Source organism: Beijerinckia mobilis, from assembly GCF_000745425.1.
GTDB lineage: Bacteria > Pseudomonadota > Alphaproteobacteria > Rhizobiales > Beijerinckiaceae > Beijerinckia > Beijerinckia mobilis.
On the sequence record NZ_JQJH01000001.1, the window covers coordinates 39,321 to 62,307 of the forward strand.

General features: G+C 57.0%; 17 protein-coding genes. 8 read left to right on the forward strand and 9 right to left on the reverse strand.

Annotated features, from left to right (window positions below; translation table 11 throughout):
• Positions 1-10: 10 nt before the first annotated feature.
• Positions 11-1,000 (reverse strand): ArsR/SmtB family transcription factor, encoded by a 990-nt coding sequence (locus DL88_RS00165; protein WP_210165245.1) that lies wholly within the window; start codon positions 998-1,000, stop codon positions 11-13.
• Positions 1,001-2,031: 1,031 nt separating this feature from the next.
• Between DL88_RS00165 and fldA the strand changes: the two genes are divergently transcribed.
• The 3 genes from fldA (at position 2,032) to DL88_RS19685 (ending at position 4,572) form a co-directional block, all read left to right on the forward strand.
• Positions 2,032-2,514, forward strand: coding sequence for a flavodoxin FldA (gene fldA / locus DL88_RS00170; protein ID WP_034990577.1), 483 nt, complete (start codon positions 2,032-2,034; stop codon positions 2,512-2,514).
• Entirely contained in the window at positions 2,493-2,927 is a 435-nt protein-coding gene (locus tag DL88_RS00175) for a DUF2023 family protein (RefSeq protein ID WP_245270558.1), read from the forward strand. Before fldA ends, DL88_RS00175 begins: the two co-directional genes overlap by 22 nt.
• A gap of 967 nt (positions 2,928-3,894) precedes the next feature.
• Positions 3,895-4,572: a PadR family transcriptional regulator gene (locus DL88_RS19685; protein WP_084704688.1), complete on the forward strand. Its 678-nt coding sequence runs from the start codon at positions 3,895-3,897 to the stop codon at positions 4,570-4,572.
• 256 nt (positions 4,573-4,828) lie between these two features.
• Here the strand turns inward: DL88_RS19685 and DL88_RS19120 are convergent, their stop codons facing one another.
• From DL88_RS19120 to DL88_RS00200, 4 genes are all read right to left on the reverse strand, one after another.
• Positions 4,829-6,619, reverse strand: coding sequence for a L,D-transpeptidase family protein (locus DL88_RS19120; protein WP_169741511.1), 1,791 nt, complete (start codon positions 6,617-6,619; stop codon positions 4,829-4,831).
• Positions 6,620-6,977: 358 nt separating this feature from the next.
• The gene (locus DL88_RS00190; RefSeq protein ID WP_034990580.1) at positions 6,978-7,931 is read right to left on the reverse strand and encodes an acetyl-CoA carboxylase carboxyltransferase subunit alpha; all 954 of its coding nucleotides are present in this window, start codon (positions 7,929-7,931) and stop codon (positions 6,978-6,980) included.
• Between the two features lie 480 nt (positions 7,932-8,411).
• Complete coding sequence (locus DL88_RS00195) at positions 8,412-10,034, reverse strand: OpgD/OpgG family glucan biosynthesis protein (RefSeq protein WP_084704690.1); 1,623 nt, start codon at positions 10,032-10,034, stop codon at positions 8,412-8,414.
• A 336-nt stretch (positions 10,035-10,370) separates the two neighbouring features.
• Positions 10,371-10,643, reverse strand: coding sequence for a hypothetical protein (locus DL88_RS00200; protein ID WP_051955409.1), 273 nt, complete (start codon positions 10,641-10,643; stop codon positions 10,371-10,373).
• 289 nt (positions 10,644-10,932) lie between these two features.
• Here DL88_RS00200 and DL88_RS00205 point away from each other — a divergent pair, with 289 nt between their 5' ends.
• From DL88_RS00205 to cyoD, 5 genes are all read left to right on the forward strand, one after another.
• Positions 10,933-12,669: an AMP-binding protein gene (locus tag DL88_RS00205; RefSeq protein WP_245270559.1), complete on the forward strand. Its 1,737-nt coding sequence runs from the start codon at positions 10,933-10,935 to the stop codon at positions 12,667-12,669.
• A 688-nt stretch (positions 12,670-13,357) separates the two neighbouring features.
• Positions 13,358-14,236 carry a ubiquinol oxidase subunit II gene (cyoA, locus tag DL88_RS00210; protein WP_245270560.1) on the forward strand — a complete coding sequence of 293 codons (879 nt, stop codon included), beginning with the start codon at positions 13,358-13,360 and terminating at the stop codon, positions 14,234-14,236.
• Between the two features lies 1 nt (position 14,237).
• A complete protein-coding gene (gene cyoB / locus DL88_RS00215; RefSeq protein ID WP_034990585.1) occupies positions 14,238-16,265 on the forward strand; it encodes a cytochrome o ubiquinol oxidase subunit I in 2,028 nt (675 codons plus the stop codon).
• Positions 16,262-16,918: a cytochrome o ubiquinol oxidase subunit III gene (cyoC, locus tag DL88_RS00220; protein WP_034990587.1), complete on the forward strand. Its 657-nt coding sequence runs from the start codon at positions 16,262-16,264 to the stop codon at positions 16,916-16,918. The genes cyoB and cyoC overlap by 4 nt, the downstream gene beginning before the upstream one ends.
• The gene (cyoD, locus tag DL88_RS00225) at positions 16,915-17,316 is read left to right on the forward strand and encodes a cytochrome o ubiquinol oxidase subunit IV (RefSeq protein WP_034990589.1); all 402 of its coding nucleotides are present in this window, start codon (positions 16,915-16,917) and stop codon (positions 17,314-17,316) included. The genes cyoC and cyoD overlap by 4 nt, the downstream gene beginning before the upstream one ends.
• Before the next feature lie 186 nt (positions 17,317-17,502).
• Here the strand turns inward: cyoD and DL88_RS00230 are convergent, their stop codons facing one another.
• From DL88_RS00230 to DL88_RS00245, 4 genes are all read right to left on the reverse strand, one after another.
• Positions 17,503-17,724 (reverse strand): hypothetical protein, encoded by a 222-nt coding sequence (locus tag DL88_RS00230; protein WP_034990592.1) that lies wholly within the window; start codon positions 17,722-17,724, stop codon positions 17,503-17,505.
• A 57-nt stretch (positions 17,725-17,781) separates the two neighbouring features.
• Positions 17,782-20,337 carry an arylsulfatase gene (locus DL88_RS00235; RefSeq protein ID WP_051955410.1) on the reverse strand — a complete coding sequence of 852 codons (2,556 nt, stop codon included), beginning with the start codon at positions 20,335-20,337 and terminating at the stop codon, positions 17,782-17,784.
• Between the two features lie 419 nt (positions 20,338-20,756).
• Positions 20,757-22,268, reverse strand: a complete 1,512-nt coding sequence (locus DL88_RS00240; RefSeq protein ID WP_034990594.1) for a TAXI family TRAP transporter solute-binding subunit — start codon at positions 22,266-22,268, stop codon at positions 20,757-20,759.
• A gap of 280 nt (positions 22,269-22,548) precedes the next feature.
• Positions 22,549-22,854: a BolA family protein gene (locus tag DL88_RS00245; RefSeq protein ID WP_034990596.1), complete on the reverse strand. Its 306-nt coding sequence runs from the start codon at positions 22,852-22,854 to the stop codon at positions 22,549-22,551.
• Positions 22,855-22,987: the final 133 nt, after the last annotated feature.

Sequence of the window (22,987 nt, forward strand, 5' to 3'; positions counted from 1 at the left end):
GGCGTTACGTTCATACTCTTTCTTCGGCGGGCGATACGGTGGAGCCTGTATCCGCACCGGGATGGGCGGAAGCGGGCTGGCCGAGCCACAGCGAAACGGTCAGTTTACCGCCTTCATCGGGTCGCGGGACGAGATCACGCCGGGCTATACAGGCAAGGCCAGCCTGCTCCATACAGGCCGAGATTTCCTCTCCGGCAAAGCCCAGCCGGCGATGCGCATGGACCATGCGCAAGGATTCCTCCTCATGCGGCGCGAAATCCACAATGAGCAAACGCCCATCAGCCCGCAGGGCGCGGCCAGCCTCGCGCAAGGCACGCGTGGGATCATCGAGATAATGCAGGACCTGATGCATGACGACGAGATCGTAAAATCCCGCCTCGACGGGGAGCGCATAAAGATCACCTTGCCGCAACTGCACATTGCGTAAACCCGCGCGCTCCAGCCGGACACGAGCGAGCCCAAGCATTTGCGGCGATTGATCAACGCCGACGGCGCGGCCCGCGATGGGCGCGAGCAATTCCAGCATGCGCCCAGTACCAGTGCCGAGATCCAGCAATGTGTCGACTGGCGCGGGTCCGACAATCTCGCGGATCGCCGCTTCGACGCGCTCCTCCGGCACATGCATGGCGCGCACTTCATCCCAGTTCTGGGCTTGCGCCTCAAAATAGCGCGCCGCCTGTTCCGCCCGCTGCCGGCGCACTTCCACCAGGCGGGCGCGATCAGCGGAAAAGACGGGATCATTGGGCATGATGCGGGCGATCATATCGCGCACGAAAGTCGCCAGCGGGCCACTCTGAGCAATCAGGAAAAAGGCCCAGGCCCCTTCCCGATGGCGCTCGACGAGACCGGCTTCGAGAAGCAATTTCAGATGGCGGGATATGCGCGGCTGCGATTGGCCGAGAATGATGACGAGTTCACTAACGGTCAACTCGGCTTCAGCCAAAAGCACCATGAGCCGCAGGCGCGTCGCCTCGCCCGCCGCCGACAGGGCGGACAGCATCGACTCAAAAGAAAGCCGTTCGGCTGAACGCAAAATCCTCTCCCAATGGACCGCACCCTCGATGCGGATCTGAGGGCCGCTCGAATAGCTTCGACCGGCATCAACCTAAATTAACAACCTTTTCCGTACCTTGCGGATCATTCACCCATATCATTTCGACGGAAAAGCTACGATATAAAGATATATTTATATGTAAAACACGCTTTGAGGCAAGTCCATTTCGATGAAATTGCCTGAATTTCACAGGCTTTCGCCGGGCATACGGATCAAAATCGGAGCACATGCAAATCTTTGCTCACGTTCCTTCTCGCCCATCCGGATGCGAAACCTCCCAAGCACCCGAAGGCGTAGCCGCTGACATTTGCAACGGGAACGCAAGCTTCTCAGAAGCTCGTCCAATGCACCACCTCAACGCTGCTCGATACATCGCGCTCACACTGGAACATCATTGTTTCCGCAAGAGGGTACAGCTTACACCTCGGCCGATATCCAACAATTCGCCACAGAAGACGGCCGCGCCTTCACCAAGCACCATCCTGCTCCACCATTCGAAACAGATGGATAGAGGTCGCTTTCGCGATGGTTCCGATGAACGGTTTTCGCTGACATCAGGCTCTCCTCTTGTTGCCGAGGCCCATTCCAGATCCAATGACATTGAGACCGAATCGCACGGATCATGGCTTGTGATGATTCATGCTGTTCGGAGGAAAGCCGCCACCCTACTGTCGTGGGGAGAGCCAAGTGATAAGTCACCCTCATCGCCCATTGGCATGAGCCGCGATATGCACATCCTATTTCGATTTATTTAAATACAAAATACAGAAGCGGTGCTTGTTATTATAATAAGTCTAATACAAATATTGTTTATTGTATTGGTTCAAAAATAAAACGTATTTACAAGAGACTATTCCTCACATACATTCAAATCATCGAAGAGTTAATAAGACTCAGAAGCGAATATCATCAGTATATTCGTATTCACGACATATCCGTTGACTTAGACTGATTCAAAAACAGCAAATGGTGAGGACATGAGTGTCACAATTATCTTCGGTTCCGATGGCGGCGCGACGATGGGCGTCGCGAAGAGAATTTCAAAGAAATGCAGCGGGCGGTCAGTCGACATCAAGGATGCAACGACAGCGGATTTCGAAAATTGCCAGCTCCTGATTTTGGGTTCGCCCACCTATGGCGATGGTACCCTGCAATCGGACTGGGAAGACAATATCGACAAACTGCGCAACGCCAATCTCAAGGGGAAGAAAGTCGCTCTGTTCGGCACGGGTGACCAGACGACCTATCCAACTTCCTTTGTGGATGCGATAGGCATTCTCTACGACGAGGTCTTGGAACTTGGCGCCAAAGTAATCGGCTTTACGGAAACCTCGGGCTACGATTATGTCGGCTCGACCGCCGAGCGGGACGGCAAATTCGTGGGCCTCGCCCTCGACCTCGACACACAATCCAGCATGACCGAAAAGAGAGTGACCGCATGGCTGAGCCAATTGCTCTGATCGAGGAGGCTCAATGGCCACTTTCTCCCGCAACCAGCCGATCTCCCGATGCGCTGCCGATCCTGCGGCTCTTTCACCATCATATCTATGAATATAGCCGGGGCGTCCGTTCCCTGTTTCTGATGACGATCACCCGGCCAGAACTCGCGTTCGTGCTGGCCAAGCTCGAAGCCCAGGGCATTCCCCACTTCGTTCAGGAGGTGAATCCGGGCAAGGTAAATCTCTTCTTCGGGCGGCCCGCCTTCGTCGCCGTTGCGCGGTCCTTCGTGACGCGTCCGCTCAACACACTCTCGGTGGAAGAGGATTTCATGCTGGGAATGTTGCTTGGCTACGATCGCGAGCAGCAATGTCTTCGCTTTCTGGTCCGGTCTGGACGAGGCCTGCCCGAGGATTTGCCGCTGGCGGCCGAATGATCAGAGCGTTTCGGATATATCCAAAAATGCTCCACCCGAAATATCCTGCCTTTTCCAAGCAATGAAACCGCAAGGCGTTTCAATGTCATTGGAAAACACTTCAAGCATGGAGAGAACAGGAGTTCGACACGAAACCGCGTGCGTCCCCGGCATCGCAAATCTGCCGGGGATGCATGATTATGAATACTCTCGGTGCCTCCAGCGTAAGCGCAGCGACGGAACCGAAAGCTCGCACGCTCGCTCGGTTCACACGTCGCTTCTGAAACGGATTTTGTCTCCTTAGACTGAGAGTCCGCGCTTTCCGGCGGATTGATCGCCCCAGTCGCGCCAGATCGCCAGGCACAATCTCCGAATCCTCCTGAGAACCCTCCTTCAAACCGAAGACCCACCACGTGATGCGGAAACCTCAGGAGGTTTCCGCAATCGGCGCGCCCGTCCCTTCGCCACCAGCATCATCATGGCATCGGGCCAAATCCTTCGCTCTTTTCGCCCGCCGCACCATTAACGTCGGTCGGAGCATCATGCGTTCATCCGACCGTCCCGTTATTTCCTTGAAAGTCCGGCCATTATAAGCCGCACGGCCTTGCGTAGGCCTTGCGCCTTTCTCGCGACATTGCCCTTCACCACGCCAGTACTTGTGGCAGGGTTTCCCTCTTATAGCGGCCGCGCCACTCATCAATTATATTTTAGATATATCTAACTTGAATTTCGAAAAAAGGTTCGCTATATCGTCGTTATCGATATATCTAAGAAAGGACGAAATATGCGATTTTCTACACCTATCCCCTTCGAGCATTCGCGCGATGAAGATTTTACCGAAGGCCGCTTCGGGTTTGGCAGGGTCGGAAGGCACCATGGACGTGACTTCCGGGACGGTGAACCCAGAGGCCGGCGGGATGGCCAAGGATCTGGGGAAGGACGAGGCCAGGAATATGGACGGAGAGATTTCAGAGAATGGAGAACGGAAATGGCCGATGACAGGGATCAGCCACGACATGGTGGTCGGCGGCACGGCCCGGATTTCGGTGGCCCGAGCGGACCTGCCGAAGGGGGCCATGGGTTTGGCGGACATCGCGGCCAGGGTCGCGGTTTTGGGCGCAGAATGGGATGGGAAGGCGATGAATTCGCCCCTGTCCGCAATGGGCAGGACTATCCTGAGCGCGGCTTCCGCCATCGGCGTGGCCCATCACGGCGCCCATTCGAGCAAGGCGATCTCAAATGGCTGACGCTCGACCTCATCGCCGCGCAGCCACGCCATGGCTACGATATCATCAAGGCCATTGAGGAAGCGCTCGACGGACATTACAGCCCAAGCCCCGGCGTGGTCTATCCGACGCTGACCCTGCTGGAGGAAACCGGCCTCATCGCCAGCGAAACGCAGGGGGCAAAAAAGCTCTACAGCCTCACCGAGGCAGGGCGTGCCGAACTTGATGCCAATGCGGCAACGCTGGCGGCGGTTCGGACGCGGCTCGGCGAAGCCCGCGCGGCATTCGGCGGCGTTCCGGCGCCAGAGGTTTTGCGCGCTATGGGGAATATGCGTGCGGCACTTCAGGTGCGCCTGAGCAAGGGACCGCTTTCTGCCGAAGCGATCAGCACGATAACGGCAGCGCTCGATCGCGCCGCATCAGAGATCGAGCGTAGCTAAGGGAAGGAAATAGGGGAGCTCCTCCCCCACCCGGTCAGGGCGAAACCGGCGTGCGTGGCGTTCTTGCACCGCACGTCCGTCCTCGGAGAGGCAAAGATCGGTGAGAGGCTCAGAACCTGCGGAAGTTTCGGAGTCTTATATTGTGTCTCATTGATCCCCAACCTGTCGGAATCAATGAGATCCAGCGGGAAGCCATCGCGGAGAAATCACAATGAGTCCTTCTCATTGCGACTTCATATTATCAATATCCTCGCGCTCAATGGTCCGCCACGGCTAGGGTCGCGGCGGCGGGCTGCAAGCCCTGCGGGGCCACCATCCCTTTAGTCGGGGTAACCAACCCGCTTTTCTGTGCGGTACCCCCGTCCCGAGGCGCGGCAGGCTTTCCTTCATCCGGTTTCTTGGCCGGCAGCGCTTTGGCGGAAGGCGCAGATTTTATCGACGCAGTGACATCCGACGTCACTGGTAACGCCGGCCTGTGGGGGGCCACGGTGCTTTGCGGTCCAGCATGAGGCTGCGGCCTGCCCGTCGGCGGCAACACTTTGGCCACATTCGCCGGGGTTCCAGCCGCCACTTGAGAGGTCGCTGTTTGCGAGGGCGCCGATTGTGGCAGCGCGGATTGGGTCGTTGCTCCAACCGGAGCCGCTGCCGTCGCCGCGACAATCGGCTGCGCCGCATTGGCGGGCGGCGCGGGTTCAGCCGCTTTTCCGCCAAACAACCCGCCAAAGCTGAAAAACGAATTGCTTGCCGCCTGTGTGGCCGGTGTAGCAGATGCCTGGTTCGTTTCTTGGTGCGTTTCTCGGTTGGTTTCCTGGCCTGTTGCCTGGGCAGGCGCGACCTGTGCGGTCCCGACGATTGCTCCCGTCTGCGCGCCAGATCGTGCCCCCAGACCCGATGCTGGCCCCACCTGCGCGGACGCGATGCCTTGAGCTCCTTGAGCCGGCGCCTCGACATGAGCTGCCAGGACGGGCGTCACCTTGCCTTTTTTAGTCTTGGATTCTGCTTTGAGGGTGGCCTTGCCTTCATCCACGTCATAATCCACCGGCGCCTGCGCGAGCGCTTCCGGCCGGCTGACCTCACCCCGCCGCGAGGAGAAGCTTGGATGCTGGCCGCCGTCGGCATAAACTGTATGAACCGGTTTCACGCCATGAGCCGCATAATCGAGGATTTTTTCCTCATCATGCTTGGAACGGGCCTCGACCGCAGTCTCTTCTTCAGGATTACGCCGCAAGGGCGGACAGGGGCCTACCGGATCAAAACTCCCGGTCGTCGGCAAGGCATTGAAGACGTAATGCCTATCGCAGACACCGACGATCACCTCCTGGCGGGTGATATCGAAATGATCCGAACCTTCCTTCAACTGACGCCAGAACGCGATATTCGGATCGAGCCTGTATTTGGCGAGATTCTGCGCCGTCATATGGAAGGGATAGGATTGCATCTGGATGGCGCGCTGCCCCCCGGCAAAGGCCTCACGGACCAGGGCGTAGATTTCCTGGATCTGTTCATCCGTCATGGAGAAACAGCCAGCCGAGGAACAGACGCCATGCACCATAATGGAGCCGCCGCTGCGGCCCCAGGCGCGATCGAATGTGTTGGGATAACCGACGTCGAACGACAGATAATAATGCGAATTCGGATGCATCTGCGCCGGCGTAATTGCGTAGAAACCTTCCGGCACCTGGCGGTCACCTTCCCGCACCTTGGGACCGAGTTGCCCCGACCAGCGGCACATTGGATAGGTCTTCAGATGAACATAACGCCCGGAGCCGTTCATCTTCCAGATTTCGAGCTCGGCTTCCTTCTTGTAGGAGCGAATCAGGATCGGCGCCGATGGCGACGTGCCCGCCTCCGAGAGAAACACCCTCATGCGTTGGGAGAGCGGAGCATAGGCCCGCGTATTGGTGAAGGCGCCTGGAGTCGTCGGACTATCGCATCCCGCGAGGAGCGAAGCGGCGAGCCCGAGAAAAGCAAGGGCCGCCTGATTGCCACGCAGGTGACCAAGCAAACGGCTGCGCCGCCCCGAAGCCAATGGGAGACGAGCAGGCATGAGATCTTTCAAGGAAAAATCTCGCGATAGAAACATCCTCAAGGGAAGGCGATTCGCGAGAGGCAGAGGGCGGGATAGGAAAACGGCTTTGAAACGCATCGGCGATACACTCATTGACCGGCCTTCCTCGGGCCCGAAATGATGGGAAGACCTCCGCTCTGATGGCCAGCACGAAACCCGGCCCGCGTTGCCCGCGTCAGGCCGGTGGTATGACCACCAAAGGACGATGATCCTAACGCCCCCTTCCTTGAGAAGAGGTTTACTCTGCGTCAGGCTTGCTGACGCAGACGGCCTCTCCCACGGCCCATAGGGGCGGCCGTTCTATTTTTACCCTTGAGACCATCACAGCTTGTGACCGTCACAACTTGCGCCCCATGGCGAGGAATTTTTCCCGCCGCGCGCGGCGGGCCTCGTCAGGAGTATAATCACGCAGCGCCGCAAGGGCCTCGCTGACCGCTCCTTTTACGGCGGCAATGGTCGCCGCGCAATCGCGATGAGCACCGCCGAGCGGCTCGCCTATGATCGCATCGATAATGCCGAATTTGAGCAGATCCTGGGCAGTGATCTTCATATTTGTGGCGGCATCCTGCGCCCGCCCCGCATCACGCCAGAGAATCGACGCGGAGGCTTCAGGAGACGCCACGGTATAGATCGCATTTTCCAGCATCAGGACACGATTGGCGGCGGCGATCGCAATCGCGCCACCCGAGCCACCTTCGCCCAAAATGACCGCGACATTCGGCACGCCAAGTGCGAGACAAGCTTCGGTGCCCCGGGCAATTGCTTCGGCCTGGCCGCGTTCCTCAGCATCCACACCGGGAAAGGCGCCCGCTGTATCGACCAGCGAGAGCACCGGCATGCCGAAACGATCGGCAAGTTCCATCAGGCGCACGGCCTTGCGATAACCTTCCGGCCGCGCCAGACCGAAATTATGTCGGATGCGACTTTCGGTATCGGACCCTTTTTCCTGTCCGATCACACAAATCGGCTGATCCTCGAACCAGCCGAACCCGCCGATGATCGCATTATCGTCGCCGAATTTCCGGTCGCCCGCGAGCGGCGTGAAATCGCTGATGAAACCTTGAACGTAATCCACGAAATGCGGCCGCTGCGGATGCCGAGCGACTTGCGTTTTCTGCCAGGGGGTAAGCCCGGCATAAAGGTCGGAGAGAGCCTTTTCCGCCTTTGCTTCGAGTTTGCTCAACTCTTCGCCAATCGCCGGCATATCGCCCTGGGCGTTGAGCGTGCGCAATTCCTCGATCTTGGCTTCAAGTTCCGCGACCGGCTTTTCAAAATCGAGATAGCTTCGCATTGGGACCAATATTTAGAAGAATGGGCGGAGCGTGGTTTCTTTACGGCTTGCTGTCAAGCTCTCAAAAAGTTGAAAATCTTGCAGTGCAAAACGCATCACTTCATTCGCAAGTAAAAGCACTTCCTGTCTGCTGTTACCGAGGCATTATAAAAGTCCATCGCTCGCGCGACAAAGCAAGTATCCGTTCGCGCGAAAAGGGAGACGATAATTGCGAATCAAGGGAGTCCCCTTGCCGCCGGACCGCTCGAAATTTCATTCACCGGGTCCCATTGGTCAGGTCACGTCGCTAAACGGCCGCGTGTCAGGTTTCGCAGGGCTTCACAACGGAAATTTAAATCCCGGCAGTAATCGCCCAAAAAGTCGGCATAAATCAGCCGCCGAACGCCTTTTCCCATCATCAGGTCAAAACGCTTCTGAATTTTATCCCTTCGAACATTTTCTATTCATCCGGTCCGTGACGCGCAGTGAATCCTGTTTTCGTCAAAAGGGATGATATTGAAATGCCCAGGTCTCGCTTAAGGTTTTCTCTCCCGCTTTGAGAGTGAGGCGCATCTCGACGGGGTCCTTGGTTTCTGATGCCGCGCTGTCGGTGAAATCGAATTGCGCCCGCCAATGCCCCACAACATCATCCGGCACGGCTTCTGTGAATATGTAGGAAAAGCTGCCGCGTGATGCCCACAGCACCGCCTCGGGTTTTTCTCCAGAGGCCAAATCCGCCAATGGGCCGCCCAGAAATTCGACCACGAATTTACGCCTGCCCGCAGGCCTTGGCCGTCCCGGCTCGCCGCCATTGCCGAGACGTGTCGCGACGCAGCGTGCGAGCGTGGTCGGAAAAGGCTCGTCTGCCTGCCAATAGAGACGGTAGGCGAGCGAGATCTCCTCGCCGGCCCCGATCGCACGATCCGGCACCCACATCGCTACAATATTATCGTGGATTTCATCATTCGTCGGAATTTCGACAAGCTGCACACTGCCCTTGCCCCAGCCACCGACAGGCTCGACCCAAAGGCTTGGCCGACGGTCGTAAGCGACGCCGTCGAGATAATGATCGAAGCGACGATCCCTCTGCAACAGGCCGAAGCCACGCGGATTTTCATCCGCGAAGGAAGACACGATCGTACGCGGAGGATCATTCAACGGACGCCAGATCCGTTCACCCGAACTCGTATGGAGCGCAAGGCCGTCGGAATCATGCACCTCGGGGCGCCAATCCACCGCCATTGGTTTTACCGTTTCAGAAAACCAGAACATCGACGTCAAAGGCGCGAGGCCGAACCGGCGTACCGGCGCACGAATATAAAGCGCCTGCTCGATCTCCATCGTAACACCCGCCTCACGCCTCAGCACGAAACGACAGGCGCCTGCGAGCGACACGCTCTCCAGAAGTGCATAAATCGTCACGTTGTCATGGGCGTCATTCTGCTCGATGAAGAAATGGGTGAAATCCGGAAATTCCTCAGCCTTCCCTTCAACCGCGACATCGAGAGCTACCGCACGCGCCGACAGCCCATATTGATGCAGCGAGCCAATCGCCCGGAAATAAGAAGCACCGAGAAAGGCAATCCAATCATTGCGGCGCCAGTCCAGCGCGCCATCCCTTGGCTCCTGAATACGCAGCCCGGCAAAACCGGCTCCCTCCGGCAAACGACGTGCGGGCGAATCCGCGGGCATGTGGAAATAGGAAGAATTGTAGAGGATTTCGCGTGCCATGCCGCCGGAGACGACATGCATGCCGACCGATTTGCGGAAGAAGGTGCCAAGCGGAAAGAAACTGATCGGAAAGCGCTCCGGCCCGTTGGCAAAAAGCGCATAATCCATGTTGAAGCGGATTTTACCCAAAACCTCGTAATCGAGTTGGCGCACGATATCCGGCGAGGGTTCCGGAGGCGGAATATAGGGCAGCGCAGCGTGAGACCGCGCCCTCTCTTTCAGAAGTTCAAAGGAAAAGGGTTCGGGAGCGCCGAAGTGCAAACCCTGCTGAGTTTCAGCCGCCGCTTCTCGACCTCCCAGGGCTATGGCTCCCAGCGTCCCCAGGAATTGCAGCATCGCCCGACGATGCCAGCGGACACCGGCACCCGGTAAAGGAGAACAACAATCACTCATCTCGATGTCATACCGGACACGGAACACATGCCCCCAATGAGATAAACCGTCACAAATGATGAAGACGCAAGAGAGAACCAAGCCATGGCCACCCCATGCGTTGCAAAAAAGACATAAAATCAAACGTTGAGAACAATCATCATAGACAAACGATGAAGATGCTCGCTTTTCTAATCCCACCGTCCCGGAAACATCTGAACGAGGGCGAAAAATAATACACGCCCTAAAATGAATGAATCTGATATTTACAGCCCGTGGCCCGTGCCTCGTTCAAGGCAAGACGAGTAGCAACCGTGGGAGAAATCCGCCTTGGTCGCCGAAGCGTCCCTCTTGCGGTCAATCGGAAATCGGTTCGTTCCGGATGGCGGTGCGCATAAAATAATAAAGCAGCACGAAACCACAGGCCGCGAACAGAATTTCGATCGCACGGCTGATCATCGGATCGAGTTGCAGCAGGCCGCCGAGCGCCCAGCCCGCAGCCCAGGAGGCTCCGACCATCTCCGTCCCGACGAGAATCGCAACAGCAACGAGGGTCGAAACATGCAGCCAGTTGATCCTCTTCTGTGTCGATACGGCCAAGGCCTTGTCCTCGCGTATGGTTTTCGTCATGGGTTAAAGATCATGATGACCCAAAATTCGGAATCACCCCTTTTCTAAGAAAGATATAGAAAAACTTCATTCATCTGAAAAGCGGATGAAGCACGATAAAAGTTTCTCGTGGGCTTTCCCACGCAAAGACAAGATACAGGTGGGAAGAAGCGCCGGTCGTGAAAGCCGCCTGGAGTCTTTTCAGGTCACGTCGAATCGCCATGCGATCCAAAAGCACTGAAAACACTCTCATTTTTCAGTGGAGCCGTACGGCGATAGCCAAACCGGCTCTCGCGTTAAGGAGGAATGAATGGATATGCCAGCCACTTCAACAAGCGGCGGCGGCGCAACGGGCGGACAGGATGCTGCCGATCATCCGCCAGGGGAAGCTGTGCCGGGCGTACCGCAGATCAAAATGCCCTATCGCTTCCTCGGCGATATGGCGTCGGATCTCGCCAGCCGGCGCGGCAACTCTTGCGCCTTTACCACGGTGCTGCCAAACGGCATGAACGGCTCCCTGACGTTTGCCGAGATCGAGAGACACGCTAACGCTTTCGCTGCCTATTTGCGCAATGAACTTTGTCTTCCTCCCGGCGAACGCATCGCCATCATCATGCCCAATTCGCTCACCTATCCGATTGTGGCGTTCGGCACGTTCAAGGCCGGCTGTGTTCTCGTCAACATCAATCCGCTTTACACATCCACAGAAATTGCTCATGTCCTCTCGGACGCGCAACCAGCGGTCATCGTGGTCCTCGATATGATCGCTGACCGGGTCGCCACCGCACTCGCAAACTCCGCCCGGCCCGTCGTCGTCCTGGCATCCGTCGCCGAATGTTTCCCATGGCACCGGAAAATGCTGGTCGCGTTCATGCAGAAACATATACGCCGGGAGATTCCACGGCACGATTTCGCCGCTCTCAGTTTCGTCTCCGTGCTGCGCGATGGTGCCGGGCTCATCTCCGCCGGAAGCGATGTCAGCCTGTATATGAAGGATCTGTCGTCGGAATCGATCGCCTGTCTGCAATATACAGGCGGCACGACAGGCGTCAGCAAGGGCGCCATGCTCAGCCATCGCAATTTGCTGATGAATATCGTGCAATTCATGAGCTCGGCGGCGCATGACGTCAATGAGAACGACGTGATGCTGACCGCTCTGCCGCTCTATCACATCTTCGCCTTTACCGTGAATTTTCTCGGTCTGTTTTCCGTCGGCGGCCGCAATATTCTCATTCCCAATCCACGCCCGCTCAGCAATCTGCGTCCCGCTTTCAAACATATGCCGATCACTCTGATGACCGGCGTCAATCCACTTTTTCAAGGGCTTTTGCGAGATGGCTGGTTTCGCGACGCACCGCCGCCGACATTGCGGCTTTCCTGGGCTGGCGGCACCTCCTTGCAGAAGGAGGTCGCGCAAAAATGGGAGGCCAGCGTCGGCAGTCCGGTGATCGAAGGCTATGGCCTCACGGAGGCTTCGCCGGTCGTCACTTTCAATCCCGTGCTGCGTCCGAAGCCCGGATCGATTGGCATCGTCGTTCCGGGAACGGAAATCCGCTGCGTCGACGCGGAAGATAAAGAGGTGCCACGTGACATGATGGGAGAACTCGTCGTGCGCGGCCCCCAGGTGATGCAGGGCTATTGGCGACAGAAACAGGAAACCGCCGTCGCCTTGCGCGGAGGCTGGCTGCATACAGGTGATATCGCCACCATCGACGAGGAAGGCTATGTCACACTCATTGATCGCCTCAAGGACATGATTCTCGTTTCTGGCTTCAATGTATATCCGAGTGAGATCGAGGCTGTTCTGTCGAAATGTCCGGGTGTCGTGGAATGTTGTGCGGTCGGCGTACCAGACCCGATCGCCGGCGAAGTGCCGAAAGTCTTTGTCGTTCGCTCTGACCCGGATCTGACGGTCGAGGCAATCCGTGATTGGTGCCGCCGCGAACTTGCGGGCTACAAGACACCGCGCCATGTCGTCTTCGTCGATGCCCTGCCGAAATCGCCGCTCGGCAAGGTTCTCCGCAAAGATCTCCGCGAAGTCGCATAAGCGACACAATAAAAATCCTTGGTTCAGATTGAATCGAGGCATCATCAAAATTGGCCAAGGACATTCAAATTTCTTTTAAATTGGCGGCTTGGAGACAAAACAATGCTCCAGCCGCTCGGCGCCCGGCGCGCTAAAGTGAGCATGTTGGCACAGACATCTTGTCGCAGGCATCGCGCTTGCCGGCGGAGATTGTTCAACGCGCACCATCTTTGGCATGAGCCACAAATCTCGGCGCATAAAACCTATAAGCCAATGATTTTAATCTATTTTAATTTCCGCTGCGCAGTCGATTCCAAACCGGACGACCGCGTTTTTCGTCGTGGATCATGAGCACGAGCTGCGTCCTTTTGTAACACCGCTTGCGTCATTCCGCCGCCAAATGTGATGATCATGGGTCTTTCCTGACACCGCGCCATCCCCTATTGGCGTGGCGAGAATAATTATTGCACCTATCGTCACACCTCCGACTATCGATACCGATATGTCCGGATTTCCACCCCCCAAACCGAAAGAAAATGAACAACACTCCAGCATCACGCTGAGAATGAATGCGCCACTTTATGACTCCATCGGCCCCAAGGGCTGGAACCCCACGCTGGGAATGATCATGCCAAAGCCAGCACATCTCTGCTCCCGGAACGACACACGTTCCGCTTCATACAAATATCCCTCATGGCGGAAGCTCGCCATGGCGACTGCGGCCATGAGTCTGCTTGGTCTTTCGGCCTGCAGCAAAGGCATTCTCGATCCGCAGGGACCTATTGCCGAAGCCAACAAGACCATTCTGATCGATTCAATCGCGATCATGCTCGCCATCGTCATCCCGACGATGATTGCCACCGTCGGCTTTGCCTGGTGGTATCGCGCGTCGAATACACGCGCAACCTACCGGCCGGACTTCGCCCATTCAGGCGCCGTCGAACTGGTGGTCTGGAGCATTCCCATCCTCGTCATCCTCCTGCTCGGAGGTGTCGCCTGGATCGGTTCGCACGATCTCGATCCGGCAAAGCCCATCGAGAGCACTGAGCAACCACTCGACATACAGGTCGTGGCGCTCGATTGGAAATGGCTGTTCATCTATCCTGACGGACATGTAGCGACGGTCAATGAATTGACGGTGCCGGTCAATGTACCGCTCCGTATGTCACTGACATCGTCAAGCGTCATGAACGTCTTCTTCGTTCCCCAGCTCGGAACGATGATCTACGCGATGAGCGGCATGCAATCGCCCCTCAATCTCATGGCTTCGAGCGAAGGGACCTTCCACGGTCTTGGCGCACATTATAGCGGCGCCGGCTTCTCCGACATGAGCTTCAAGGTGAATGCGGTTTCCAAGGAACAGTTCCAGGCTTGGCTCGCCAAGGCACAGACTGCGCCGGAACGGCTCGATAGGGCCGCATACGAGGAACTCGCCCGTCAATCGAGCCCCGTGGCACCCAAAACCTTCACGCTTGCGGATCCCGGATTGTTCGACGCGATCGTCCGGCACAAAATTCCGCCGGGCCCTGGCCCGCAGCCGGAAAGCGCAAGTTCCACTCCTTCCGTCTCTTCAAGCAACGGAGGCTGACATGTTCGGCAAGCTCACCTGGGCTGCTATTCCTTTCGACCAGCCCATCCCCCTCGTCACTTCGGCGATCGTCGGCCTTATCGTTGGCGCGGTGCTGCTTTGGGTTCTCGTCAAGGGATATCTTCCCTACATCTGGCGGGAATGGATCACCAGCGTCGATCACAAGCGGATCGGCGTCATGTATGTCCTCCTTGCCTCGATCATGCTGTTGCGCGGCTTTGCCGACGCTCTGATGATGCGTGCGCAACAGGCGTTCGCCTTTAATGCCCCAGGCTATCTACCACCGGAGCATTACGACCAGATCTTCACGGCGCATGGGACGATCATGATCTTCTTCGTCGCCATGCCATTTGTGACCGGTCTGATGAATTTCGTCGTTCCGCTCCAGCTCGGCGTGCGCGACGTTGCTTTCCCCACAATCAACTCGGTCGGCTTCTGGCTTACCGCCACCGGCGCGTTGCTGATCAATCTGTCGCTCTTCGTCGGCGAATTCGCCCGCACTGGATGGCTCGCCTATCCGCCGCTTTCAGAAGCGGCCTATTCACCCGGCGTCGGCGTCGATTATTATCTCTGGGCATTGCAGATCGCAGGTGTCGGCACGCTGACATCCGGCATCAATCTCGTGACGACGATCTTGAAGGTACGTACCTATGGCATGACCTATCTGCGCATGCCTGTGTTCTGCTGGACTGCGCTCGCCTCGAACCTTCTGATCATCGCCGCCTTCCCGATCCTGACCGCCACGCTCGTCATGCTGACGCTCGATCGCTATCTGGGCTTTCATTTCTTCACGAATGATGGCGGCGGCAATGCGATGATGTTCATCAACCTCATCTGGGCATGGGGTCATCCGGAAGTCTATATTCTGATCCTGCCTGCTTTCGGCGTGTTTTCGGAAGTGGTCTCGACTTTCTCGGGCAAGCCGCTGTTTGGCTATCGCTCGATGGTCGCCGCCACCATGGGCATCTGCATCCTGTCCTTCATGGTCTGGCTGCATCACTTCTTCACCATGGGCGCTGGGCCTGATGTCAACGCCGTCTTCGGTATTGCGACAATGATCATCGCCGTGCCGACAGGTGTCAAAATCTACAACTGGCTGTTCACCATGTATGGTGGCCGCATCCGGTTCGAGACACCTATGCTGTGGTCCGTCGGCTTTATCATCACCTTCATCGTCGGCGGTATGACCGGCGTGTTGATGGCGGTGCCGCCGGCCGATTTCGTGCTGCACAACAGCCTGTTCCTCATCGCCCACTTCCACAATGTCATCATCGGCGGCGTGGTGTTCGGTCTCTTTGCGGGCTATACTTATTGGTTCCCCAAAGCGTTCGGCTTCAAGCTTGATGAAGAGCTCGGCAAGAAAGCGTTCTGGTGCTGGTTCATCGGCTATTATGTCGCCTTCACGCCGCTCTATATCCTCGGCTTCCTTGGTATGACGCGGCGCATGCAGCACTATGATGTCGCAGCCTGGCAACCCTGGCTCATCATCGCTGGTATCGGTGCTCTCATCATCCTTGCCGGCATCGGCTTCCAGGTTGCCCAGATCGTCGTAAGCATCCGCAACCGCGAGGCTCTGCGCGATGTGACCGGCGATCCCTGGGATGGACGTTCGCTCGAATGGTCGATCGCGTCGCCGCCTCCGGTCTTCAATTTCGCCTTCATGCCGGACGTCAGCGGCGAAGAGGCCTATTGGACCGTCAAGCAGACCGCGCGTTCGCAAGGCGCTCTGATCCCCAGGCCTCCCTATCAACCGATCGAAATGCCGCGTAACACCGCTACCGGCTTCGTATGCGCCATCTTCTCGAGCATCATGGGTTTCGCGTTGATCTGGCAGATCTGGTGGATGTTGGGGCTTGGCGCCTTCGGTGCCTTCGCGACCTTCGTCGTCTTCGCCTGGCGTGATCACGATGAATATGAAATCCCCGCCGCGACGGTCGAAGCGCTCGATGCAGAAAACCGGCGTGCGCGTGGCATCGCCCTTGAAGACTACTTGAAAACCAATCCTATCGAAGAAAGGCAGAGCGCATGACTGCGGTGACTTTCTCTCCCAGTTCCGCTGATCCGCACCGGCTCGGTCATGCGCATCCGCAAGGCTATTCGGATAGCGCAGCGGGCCCGGCACCCAAACGCGTCATAACCGGTTTCGGTTTCTGGATTTTCCTGCTGACCGATATCGTCATGTTCTCGGCGTTTTTCGCCGCCTATGCTGTCCTCGTCGGCGAGACCGACGGCGGACCGACGGGCGCCGAAATATTCGAGCTGCCGCGTATCGCTCTTGAAACCGCTTTGCTGCTTGCATCGAGCTTCACCTGTGGCATGGCGGCCATCGCGGCCGATGCCGGCAACAAGCGCTGGTTTTATATCTCGATGGCGGTGACGGCCGTGCTCGGCCTCGGCTTTCTTGGACTTGAGCTTCAGGAATTCTCCGAGCTCATCGAACATGGAGCCGGCCCGACTCGCAGCGCCTTCCTGTCGGCCTTCTTCACCCTCGTCGGTTGCCACGGATTACATGTTTCCGTCGGTATTCTCTGGCTCCTGACGATGATGGCCCAGGTCTTCGCCAAAGGCTTCCGCGCCAACATCATGCGCCGCCTCCTCTGCTTCGGGCTGTTCTGGCACACGCTCGATATTGTCTGGGTCGCGGTCTTTACAATCGTCTATCTGATGGGGACTGTAAAATGAGCACGGCCCATGCAACTGACCCGAATCAAGGACACGAATTGCCCCCGGGGGATGATTCGGCCTACAGCCACAATGTCGCGGAAGGCATCAAAACCTATCTCGCCGGCCTCGGTCTCGCGGTTCTTTTAACCGCGACATCCTTCTTCATCGCCAAAACCCACCTTGTCTGGGGTCCGAGTATTCCGGTCGCCCTGATCGTGCTCGCGGTCGCGCAGATGGGCGTCCATCTCGTGTTCTTCGTGCACATCACCACCGGTCCGGAGAATACCAACAACGTCATGGCGCTGGCTTTCGGTATTCTGATTGTTCTCCTGTTGTTTATCGGTTCTGTGTGGATCATGGACCATCTCAATCATAATCTGATGCCGATGGACATGATGATGAAAATGCAGCGATAAAGCAGGTTCCGGCGGAAAGACAATCTTAAGAAGACGCCGTCTTATCCCGCCGGAATGATCAGTTTCATCACTACCAAAGAACTTTGCCCTGGAAAGTGCCTCCACTTTCCAGGGCAATTCATTTCGTGATTCAAATCTCGAACATCACGCATGGCTTTGACTGATCGTCGCCATGCTTGAAAAGCGTCAATAGGAGTGACGCCGCTCCACTCGGCGTGCTGTCCTGCGGGAGGAACGATGGGTGACGCCTGCACGCGTCACGGTTTTGAGGACGAGGTCGCCATAGACCGATGTTTCCTGGATCGTACGAGAATAACTTGCGGGTGCTGCCTGAACATCTATGCTCAGACCCATTGTCAAAACCATTGCCAATGTCAGACCTGCGAATTTCAGCACATTTTTCGACATTGCCATTCTCCCTGATTGAAACATATTGAGACAACCTCAGGATTGTCTCTGGATCGTTCATTCGCTCATATGGTTGTTGCGCTGACTTTCCTGAATGAGGCGTTTCTTGTCCGCCTCAGACAATTGAGGTCGATCGATCTTGATCATCAGCTTGTCGAGAACACCATTGAATGCGAAAGGAAGTTGATAATCTTTATCATCGACGGGCGTACCTGTATCTGCACCGATATCGAACGTCTCATCCCATTGCAGGATCACCGGGATCGTCCGTTCCACCTTGTGCGTCGCCACAGCCTTGCCATCGACCGTAAGCGTTCCGGTGCCGCCCCGGCCAAGGCCGCTCATGGAGTTGAACGCCAATGTTCCAAAGCCAAGCCCGTCGTATTTGAAGTCAAAGACCAGAACGTGCTTGCCTGGCGCCAGTGCCTCCGCATCCTCCCAGCGAATGCGCTGAAGATCGAGCAGGTTCCATGTGAAAACCGGCTTGCCCTTCAAGAGATAGAAGCCCCAGCCCCCGAAACGTCCTCCCTGGGTCGCCAGTACGCCCTGCGCTCCATCCTTGGGAACGTCGATCTCCGCCGTGATTGTGTATGAAGCCGCGATGAGACTTGGAGCAGCCCCCATGGGAATACCGGTGAGCATGCCCGAATAGGTAAATTCGGTCCGGCCAGCGGTCGCGCTCGGACGCGGCGTCACCATGCGCGCGGCCAGTGAATTATCAAGAGGAAAGACCTGATATTTCGCGGCTTCGACGATGAAGAGATCCTGCAATTCCTTCAGTTTCACAGGGTTGGCATCCGCAAGGTTTTTGCTTTGGGTCCAGTCCTTGGTCAGGTCGTAGAGTTCCCATTTGTAGCTGTTCATGACATCGGGATTGGGGGTCGCCCCGAGTTTCCACGGGGGACTGATCGGCTGCGTATTGGCATACCAGCCATCATGGTAAATGCCCCGGTTGCCAAACATCTCGAAATATTGCGTATGATGACGCGTCGGTGCATCGGCATTGGCATTATCGAAAGTATAGGCAAGGCTTACACCTTCGATCGGATTTTGAGCGATGCCATCGACCATGACGGGAGGGACGATTTTCGTCGCGTCCAGAATAGTCGGCACGATATCGATGACATGATGAAACTGGTTACGGATGCCTCCAACATCCTTGATATGGCCCGGCCAGGAGATCGCCATGCCCTGGCGCGTGCCCCCGAAATGCGACGCCACCTGCTTGGTCCATTGGTAGGGCGTGTCGAAGGCCCATGTCCATCCAACCGCCATATGGTTGTAGGTCTGGTCCGACCCCCAGACGTCATAGAAATATTTGAGCTGATCCGCGACAGGGACCTCGACGCTGTTGAACTGGGCAACCTCGTTGGGTGTTCCTTCGAGCGACCCTTCGGCGCTCGAGCCATTGTCGCCGCTGATATAGATGATCAATGTATCATCGAGCTTGCCGATATCCTCGACGGCCTGAATCACGCGGCCGATCTCATGATCCGTATAAGCGAGATAGGCACCATAGACATCCGCCTGTCGGATAAACATCTTCTTGTCGTCCGCGCTGAGCGTGTCCCAGTGCTTCAGAAGTTTATCCGGCCATGGTGTGAGCACGGCAGATTCCGGGATGACGCCAAGCCTCTTCTGATTGGTGAAAATCTGTTCGCGAAGCGCGTTCCAGCCCTTGTCAAACAGATGCATGTCGCTGATCTTCTTGATCCATTCCGGAGTGGGATGATGCGGCGCGTGGGTGCCGCCCGGAACATAATAGACAAAGAAGGGCTTGGCCGGATCGACCTCATTCAACATCCTGATATGAGCGATGGCGTCATCCGCCATGGCTGTCGTGAGGTTCCATTCGGGATGGCCTAGATAGGGGTAGATTGCAGTCGTCTGGCGAAACAGATTAGGCTGCCATTGGCTGGTATCACCGCCGACGAATCCGTAAAAATATTCAAACCCCATGCCGAGCGGCCATTGATCGAAAGGTCCCGCCTGACTGGCCTGAAAAGCCGGCGTATTGTGGTCCTTGCCGAACCACGAGGTCGCATAGCCATTTTCCCTCAGGATTCGGCCGATTGTGACAGTATCTCTAGTGATAATGCTGTCATAGCCAGGAAAACCCGTCGACATTTCGGAGATTTGGCCAAAACCCACGGCATGATGATTACGCCCCGTGATCAGCGCCGCACGGGTCGGCGAGCAGAGAGCCGTCGAATGGAATTGCGTGTAGCGTAAACCCGCCTTGGCGATGCGGTCGAGCGCCGGCGTCGGAATGACACCGCCAAAAGTGCTCGGCGCGCCGAAACCGACATCATCGGTCATGATCAGGAGGATATTCGGCGCTCCCTTCGGCGGCACGACGCGCGGCGGCCAATAGGGTGTCGATTCTGCCGCATTGAGATTGATGACACCGCCGAAGGGGGGAGGCGGTGGTGGCAAATATCGTCCATCAATCGTGGTAGTGGCGGCGGGCGAACCCGCTGCACTTCGCGCTTCCAGGGGCACTCGCGGTCCCGCCGATGGCGTCTGCTGCGCAGACGCGAGCGTAGCCATGATACAGGACAACGCCAGGATGATAACGGACAGGCCTACCCCTCTCGCGGCAATATTGTGCATGGCGCACTCCTGAAATCATTTGGCGGGATCATATAATCTTTAAAAATCAACAGCGCATATTATCAGCACATTAACATGAAACATTAATGGCACAAGCAGTGTGCTTCCTGCCAAGCTTACGCCTCGCCATTAACATTTCTGAATTTGTCGAAAGATATGAGGGGAAATCAATCAAATCGTGAGGATTGTCCCGCATGCCCGTCCATATACAATACGACTATTGATAGAACATATGTATGAATGCCTTATGTGGCAATTCATGCGGACGGCCGGTTGATTTTCTAACGGGAAAGGAAGATTCTTGCCGCTCCTCGCAAGCGGTCCTGCGCATGTGCCTCAAGGCCAGTGCGCCCAAAAGCCGCCGCCCCACCATCGTGAGGAGCCTAATCTCAATGACCCATTCTCATTGAGATCCGGTATTAATCGTTCCCGCGTTTATGCGGCAGAAGCGCTTCGTTCAGCAGGCGATACATGGCGCGCGGGGACCGCTCCTCCGTAGGAACGGCAGACTGTTTGTCCAGCATGATAAACCGCAATTCATCAAAGGCGATGCCGAATGCCGCAAGCCGGACAGGGCCCATCACCTGGATGTTCGCCGGTGTCAGGACGCGATCAAACAGAGCCTCCGCCTCACGCCGGCACGAATCGAGCTCCTCTCGGTCCCGGCTCTCTCTCGCGCACCCCACGAGGGAGAGCAGTTTCTGCAGATCCTCATCAACTCCATCGAGAGGATTGTCCCGCAGGCGGCCCATCATGGTCGCAATGCCGGTGCCAAGCAGACTCAAAGCCATGATGCCGAGATAGAACAGGTCGCTATAACGATCGAAGAAGCTTTCCTCTTCATCATCCAGATAGGCGAGCGTGCCGGGATGGACCGGCAAAACCGCATCCTTGCGGGAATCCGGTGCCTGAATTTGGTTGGCGATGGGAAACTGGGCCGCAAGACCCGGTTGCGCCGCAAGCAGAACCCGCGTGAGTTCGCCGGCAAGATCATTGCCGATACGCGTCGTCGCGACGAGCCGTGTCGTCGTGCCGAGCGTATCGAAATCCTCTTCGGGGCGCGGCGGGTCGGCACCGCCAAAAACGCCCCGTACCACCTCGACGACATCGAGATTCGGCATTCTCTTGACGATGGCTTCGGCTTCCTTGATCGGCACAAAATTGATCGCGTGTCCGCTTGCCCGCATCAGCGTATCGATCGCCGTCGCCACTTCAGGTGCTTCCTGCGCATCGACGATCAGGATGGCATCGAGCTGATTTTGCCGGACCATTTCGGGAATTTCCGCAGCGGTGAGGCGCATTTTCGTCACCGATGCCGCCGGAACATCATATTGCGCCAGCACAAGCGCAAGCAGCGCCTCAGGATGGCCGTTGTCGAGCTTTTCTGCAGCAGTGAAACGCGGCTGCGGACGCAAGATACCGATGCGCTTGCCGGCAAGATCGGAGATCTTGTGGATTTCCTTGTCATCGGGGGCGAAGATCAGCACCGCATTGTGGCGCATGATCAAAATCGTGCGCCCGGACGGAGGCATTGCGGTGTCGCTGCTTAAAACGGCCAGATCGGCCTTGCCATCGCCCAGCAGCTTCGAGGCGCCGCGGAGATCCTCTGCGGTGACGAGCTTGAGCCGGACCGGCTCATGGGCCTGTGAAAGAATATGCGCGGCGGCGCTCATCATCGCCTGATCCCGGCTGCCGCGTACCACCGCAACCCGCAAGGGCGTCGGTTGCAGATAATAAAAAAAGCCGAGCAGAACCGTGAGAAGAACACAGGCGATGGCAACGGTGGCCACGACGAGATGGAGACGCCGCACGCTTCCCCCAAAAGCCGGAGATCCAAGAAAGGCACCAAACCCGAAAGCCGGTGCCGCGCCCTTTTCCGTTCCTCTTGCCGGTCCTGGTGTCAGCTGTGCAGCCTCAAACGAGGCTCCCACCACGCGCCACCGTTAGGGCCAAGCCTCGGCGGCGCGCAAGACCGGTAGTTTCTCATAGATGAGAGCGATGACGGCAAAATAAAGAGGCGGACCACCATTCCCGCACGGTGCCTCAGCCGCTCACTCTCCCTAAGGGATCTGACACCCCTCTTTAAAGGCAAGGCATCGCCCGCCCGAATCCCGTCGCGGGCGATGCTCCCTTCCGTGGCTGTCGACGATCATCCCATTGCACCGGAGCGCTTCGCGCCCCGATTTGACGCTTTTTCCGTCCTGGCGCGGCTCATTCGCCCGGAGCTTTGGCATCGATCACGAGAGCGTGAACACCATCGTCGAATTGCTTTTGCAGCAGGCTGTTGATGGTGCGGTGGCGATCAATACGGCTCTTGCCCTTAAAGGCTTCGGAAACCACTTTGACCTGAAAATGCGTCCCACCTTGGCCCTTGGCTGTGCCGGGGCGCATGACGGCATGGGCATGGCCCGAATGTTTATGCGAATCATCAATCACTTCGAGAGAGATGGGATTCAAAGCCTCCTGCAGCTTGGCCTTGATCGCATCCCCCACGGAGATTTCCGCCTGTTCGCTCATCGTTTCATCCTTTCATGCTCAATGTTTCGACCGACCGTCGCCGACCTCACGCAAATCCGGCCGCATTCTTCGCCGTCAATTTAACCAACCGAAACGCTTGCGGCCACCTCAAAGACCTTCATAATGTCAGCAT